The organism is Salegentibacter sp., assembly GCF_041642575.1.
In the GTDB taxonomy this organism is placed as follows: domain Bacteria; phylum Bacteroidota; class Bacteroidia; order Flavobacteriales; family Flavobacteriaceae; genus Salegentibacter.
This window is the reverse complement of sequence record NZ_JBEPWD010000128.1, coordinates 1-4611: the sequence shown is the minus strand read 5'-3', so window position 1 is coordinate 4611 and position 4611 is coordinate 1. Positions and strand designations below refer to the sequence as shown.

The 4611-nt window shown below is 40.2% G+C and carries 3 protein-coding genes; 1 reads left to right on the top strand and 2 read right to left on the bottom strand.

Annotated features, from left to right (window positions below):
- Positions 1–329: 329 nt before the first annotated feature.
- Positions 330–2363 carry a hypothetical protein gene (locus ACESK1_RS12165; RefSeq protein ID WP_372920450.1) on the bottom strand — a complete coding sequence of 678 codons (2034 nt, stop codon included), beginning with the start codon at positions 2361–2363 and terminating at the stop codon, positions 330–332.
- 411 nt (positions 2364–2774) lie between these two features.
- Here ACESK1_RS12165 and ACESK1_RS12160 point away from each other — a divergent pair, with 411 nt between their 5' ends.
- Positions 2775–4181: a glycosyltransferase family 2 protein gene (locus ACESK1_RS12160; RefSeq protein ID WP_372920449.1), complete on the top strand. Its 1407-nt coding sequence runs from the start codon at positions 2775–2777 to the stop codon at positions 4179–4181.
- 176 nt (positions 4182–4357) lie between these two features.
- Here ACESK1_RS12160 and ACESK1_RS12155 read toward each other — a convergent pair.
- Positions 4358–4611: DUF2892 domain-containing protein (locus ACESK1_RS12155; protein WP_372920448.1), on the bottom strand; the 254-nt coding region annotated here is incomplete at its 5' end.

Here is a 4611-nt window from a genome sequence, read left to right as displayed (position 1 = left end):
AATTGGAAAGCGCTGAAGTTTTCATATTGGTTGGTTTTATAAATTATACAAATAGTATTGTGTACTAATTATAGTAGGCCAGGGAGGGCAAAAGTGTAGGGAATTAGAATATTGCTTAACAAATGAATTTGGAAAGCAGTTGATACTATAAACTTATCAACTATCTAAAAGTAAGTGGATTAGATTCTGCAGCATTGTACAGAACGGACATTCGTTTAATTTTTAATTATGGAACCGGAAGTATAAACATCTTACCGTCCAAGTGTTTCCTAAAAGCACCGGTATCTAATAAAATCTGGGATGGGCTCCAAAAGAGAACTTATAGAATCCTAATTTAGCATTACTCCATTCTCATCAAATAACCTGTAACTGTGATAAGTGGGACTAAGAAAGCCTTTTTCCGTTCTGCTTAACAGGGCTTCAAAATCATAGCCTGGAAGTTCATAGCCTTTCGGAAGTCTTAATAGCAATAATTGGTTATTCTCAAACAGGATAAAACGAACCGACTTCCGATTTGGATAAGAAAAGTAAAAGGAAATGGCATTTTCGAAATTTAATGTTTCTCTTAATTTCACAGGAATAGATTCCAGGGAACGCTTGTTATATTTGGAAAAGGATCGGTCTTCGGTAAAAAGAAGATAGAGTTTAATCCCGGTCTCGGCCTCCATTATTTCATTGATGAAAGGATGTTTCTTTATCTGTTTTTTTAAGTCTTCCCTTTTTGCCAGGAAATTACTTAAAGGAGTTATACCGTCTTCCATAGGCATGGTAAGATCGTAAAGGAGATTTTCTTCCTCCTTATCCTTAATAGTAGCCATCCAGCAATCACCATCGTAGCTGTAGGAATATATACTTCCAATCGAAGAATCCAGGATGTCAAAAGACTCAAGAGCCTCCTTTTCATCCCCTAACAGATCCGTTAGTTCTTTATGTGGGTTTTCAATCCGGGATCTTATCTCCCATGGTAATACCTGACCTAGATGTTCAATATTCTCTTTCACCCGCTCCTTCCTGGGGCCTTCTTCCAGGAAATAATGATAATTATTTAAAGTGTTATAAAAATGAAGTTTATTAAAGGAATCTAACTCCTCGTCTTTGATCAACTCTTCCAGGCTCTGTTCAAATTGATCTTTATAGGTGTCATCTAAAGAAGCGAAGGCTTTTCCTATCTTGCCGCCATCTGAAAAATAATGCTCATTTTTGCTATCGCTAATCCGCATACTCGATCCCAGCAGAAGATCTTTTAGATTTAGATCCAATTTGAGGAGTTCCTCGATATAAGTGCTTCTTGCATTCGAGGCTATATTGCTATTGGCTACCCTGGAGACATTGTCATTCATCACATTCAGAAATGACTTAATAAACACGCTCCAATTGGGTATTTCTGCTGCCAGGCTGGCCATTCTTTTCTGTTGGTTCACCGGGCCGTTGTCAAAGCTGCAACTGCCTACCTGTTGATTATTCCTCATCAAGTTAAGGGCCTGTTTCTTAGAAATATGCCGGGCCGTGAAAAACTCCAGCTCCCCGTTAGATTTCTTATTTTCTTCAGCATATTCCAGGGCATGGGAAAGTAGGCTTTTAAACTCAGGATCATTTTTAAATAAACTATCGGAATAAGCACCTCGTTTTTCTTCCCATTGCTCCAGTTCCATACGGTGCGCCTTCCAATCCCCGTCTTTTTCTAACTCAGGCTTGTTGGTAACCTTGGCATAATAATCGACCACGGAATCTATATTCTTGTCTCTAAGGCTGTACCCGGGCATCGTGTTGGAATTATAGAAAATCTGCTCTTCGGGTTGCACCATAATATCGGTATAATTGACCCATCGGGAATACTTTTCGGGTATTTCCTGTTGAGTAAACTTATCTTTAAGGTAGAACCCACGTATGCTTGTTATACTATCACCCTTTGGTCTATAAGAGGAATAATAAAACTTCAAATTTCCCCGGTCCAGGGAATCTGTGTATTCAAGGCTGATCTTATGTCCTCTGCTGTTTTTGATATCGAAAGATTTGATTTGAAGTTTCTTATCTCCTGAATTTAACTGATAATTGTTTTTAATAACCAGAAGCTCCTTGTCTACCTGTAGATTCGGAAAGTCTTTCTTCAAAGAGTCAAGAGGAGTAGCTTTCTTCAAAGCTGCAATAAACACTTCCGGGGAACTGGTCTTGAAGTCAAAGTAATCGCCGGTGGTTTGTGGAAGAGATTTAAACTGCGGAATATTGCCTGTTGCAAATACCTTTTTCAGGGAATCAATTTTTTGATTTAAAACCGAAATATCCTTTTCCTGAATTACGCTCTCCTGAGATAATGAAAACTGACTGATAAGTAGAAAAATAATAAAGCCTGTAATTTTCTTCATAAAAAATGTTTTGAAACCACGTTGAAAGCCGAAACCTAATTAGCTGCGGAAAGCTTTTTTAAAACTACTAAAATATTTCAGGCTAAACTAATTACCTCCCGGGCTTTCAAACTTTGTATTTAGGCTTAAACATGAATTTTAGTGGTAAAACAACAAACAATAAACTCCAAAAAGAAAATAACCGAAAACTGAAAACAGACAACGGAGAACAGAGAACCGGGAACGGAAACCATCCAACCGGGAAAAATCGGTCACAATCGTAGAAAATCTCCCCAACTCCTATGAGAAATATAAAAATTCACTATTCAGGATGAGCCTTTTAGCTAGTTGGTACGTGGATTGCTAAGGCTGGCAGGTGCAGTGATGGAGAGAAAAAGCCATCAGGACCACAACGAAAACAAGACAATAACAATGAAAACGAATACCATAGCTTCAGAGCAATTAAATTATTCCACAAAGGAATCTGCCTTTAATGAATTTTCCAAAGGGAAAAACAAGTCGCGAGATCTCAGGGGGATCATGGTAAGAGCAAGTAGCCTGGCATTGCTATTTGGTGCCGCTTACCTGGTTTATGCCTTACAAGCTGATTTCACCCGGTATAATCTCGATGGGCTGGATTCCACCTGGGGAATGACCGTCCTGGCGATCACAGGATCCTTACTTCTATTCAGAGCCGGCTTCTTCTTTTATAACCTGTATCTCTACCTGCGTTATAAGCCAATTAGTTCTGTTAATAATGAAGATCTGCCTACCTGTACCGTTATCGTACCTGCCTATAATGAAGGAAAGCAGGTTTGGGCTACGCTTATGAGCCTAGCAAAGAGTGACTATCCCGCACATAAATTGGAGTTACTGGCCATTGACGATGGGAGTAAGGATAATACCTGGGAATGGATGCAGAAAGCTAAACGAGAACTGGGAGACCGTGTGAGCATCTACCAGCAGCCCGAAAACAAAGGAAAGCGCCACGCACTTTACCGCGGATTCCATATTGGAACCGGAGAGGTCTTTGTAACCGTAGACAGTGATTCTGAGGTTACCAGTGATACCTTGCGCAACCTGGTAAGTCCGTTCGTAGTGAACGAAAAATGTGGAGCAGTAGCAGGAAATATCCGTGTGCTCAACAACGGAAAAAAGGCTATGCTGCCTAAGATGCTGGATGTAAGCTTCGTTTTGAGTTTCGAGTTTGTTCGTTCTGCTGAAAGTAGTCTGGAATCGGTGCTTTGTACCCCGGGTGCTCTTGCTGCCTACAGAAGAAAAGCGGTATTTGGCTGTCTTGATGAATGGATCAACCAGACTTTTATGGGGAAAGCTTCAGATATCGGTGAGGATCGTGCTATGACCAATATGATCCTGAAGCAGGGGTATCATGTCCTGTTTCAAAGAAACGCATTCGCCTATACCAACGTGCCTGAAAAATACACCGGACTCTATAAAATGTTTATCAGATGGGGGAGAAGTAATGTTCGTGAGAATATTGCAATGGCAAAATATGTATTCACAGATTTCAGGGAAAGCTCCAAAACAGGATCGCGACTGCTGTTCCTTAACCAGGTGTTGAAACTGGTGATGAGTTATCCAACAATTTTGATGATGCTTTTCTTCATCTCCATGGATCCTGTGCTTTTCTTAAGCTCAACCTTACTCAGCATCCTGATCTGGTCGAGCTTCCCGGTCTTGTTCTATGCGAAAAGATATAATCTATCTGAATCCTTCTGGGCGTATTCCTACAGCATTCTCTACACCTTTGGTTTATTCTGGATTACTCCATACGCTATTGCCACCGCAAGTAAAAGGGGATGGCTTACCCGTGGGTAAGTCACAAGAAATTGATATTAAAAGTTAAAAAGAAGGATTCCATAGGAGTTTTGAGCTTTCCTTTGGAGGTAATTCTGAACATAACTGATGGAAAGAAAAAAGCGGTATCCTTATGGATTCCGCTTTGTCTTCTACATTCTTTTCATCGCCCATAATATATTTTCAACTTACCAGGCTTAGATGAGAGCTTCCCTGATCTTTTTGACAGGACTTTTACGTTTGCGAGAGTCAATACCGAAAAAATAATTCACGGGGCAGACTTTGGTAATAGCACTCTCTGTAAGAAGGGTTCCCACCACTATAGAGGCAAGACCTTCAATTTTTCCTTTATTTCCACCCAACGCCAGGTATCCTACTCCAATTAAGGCGGGACCTGCAATGCTGCGGATGAGCTGATCTAGTTTACCTACATTTTCTTTCATATCATTTG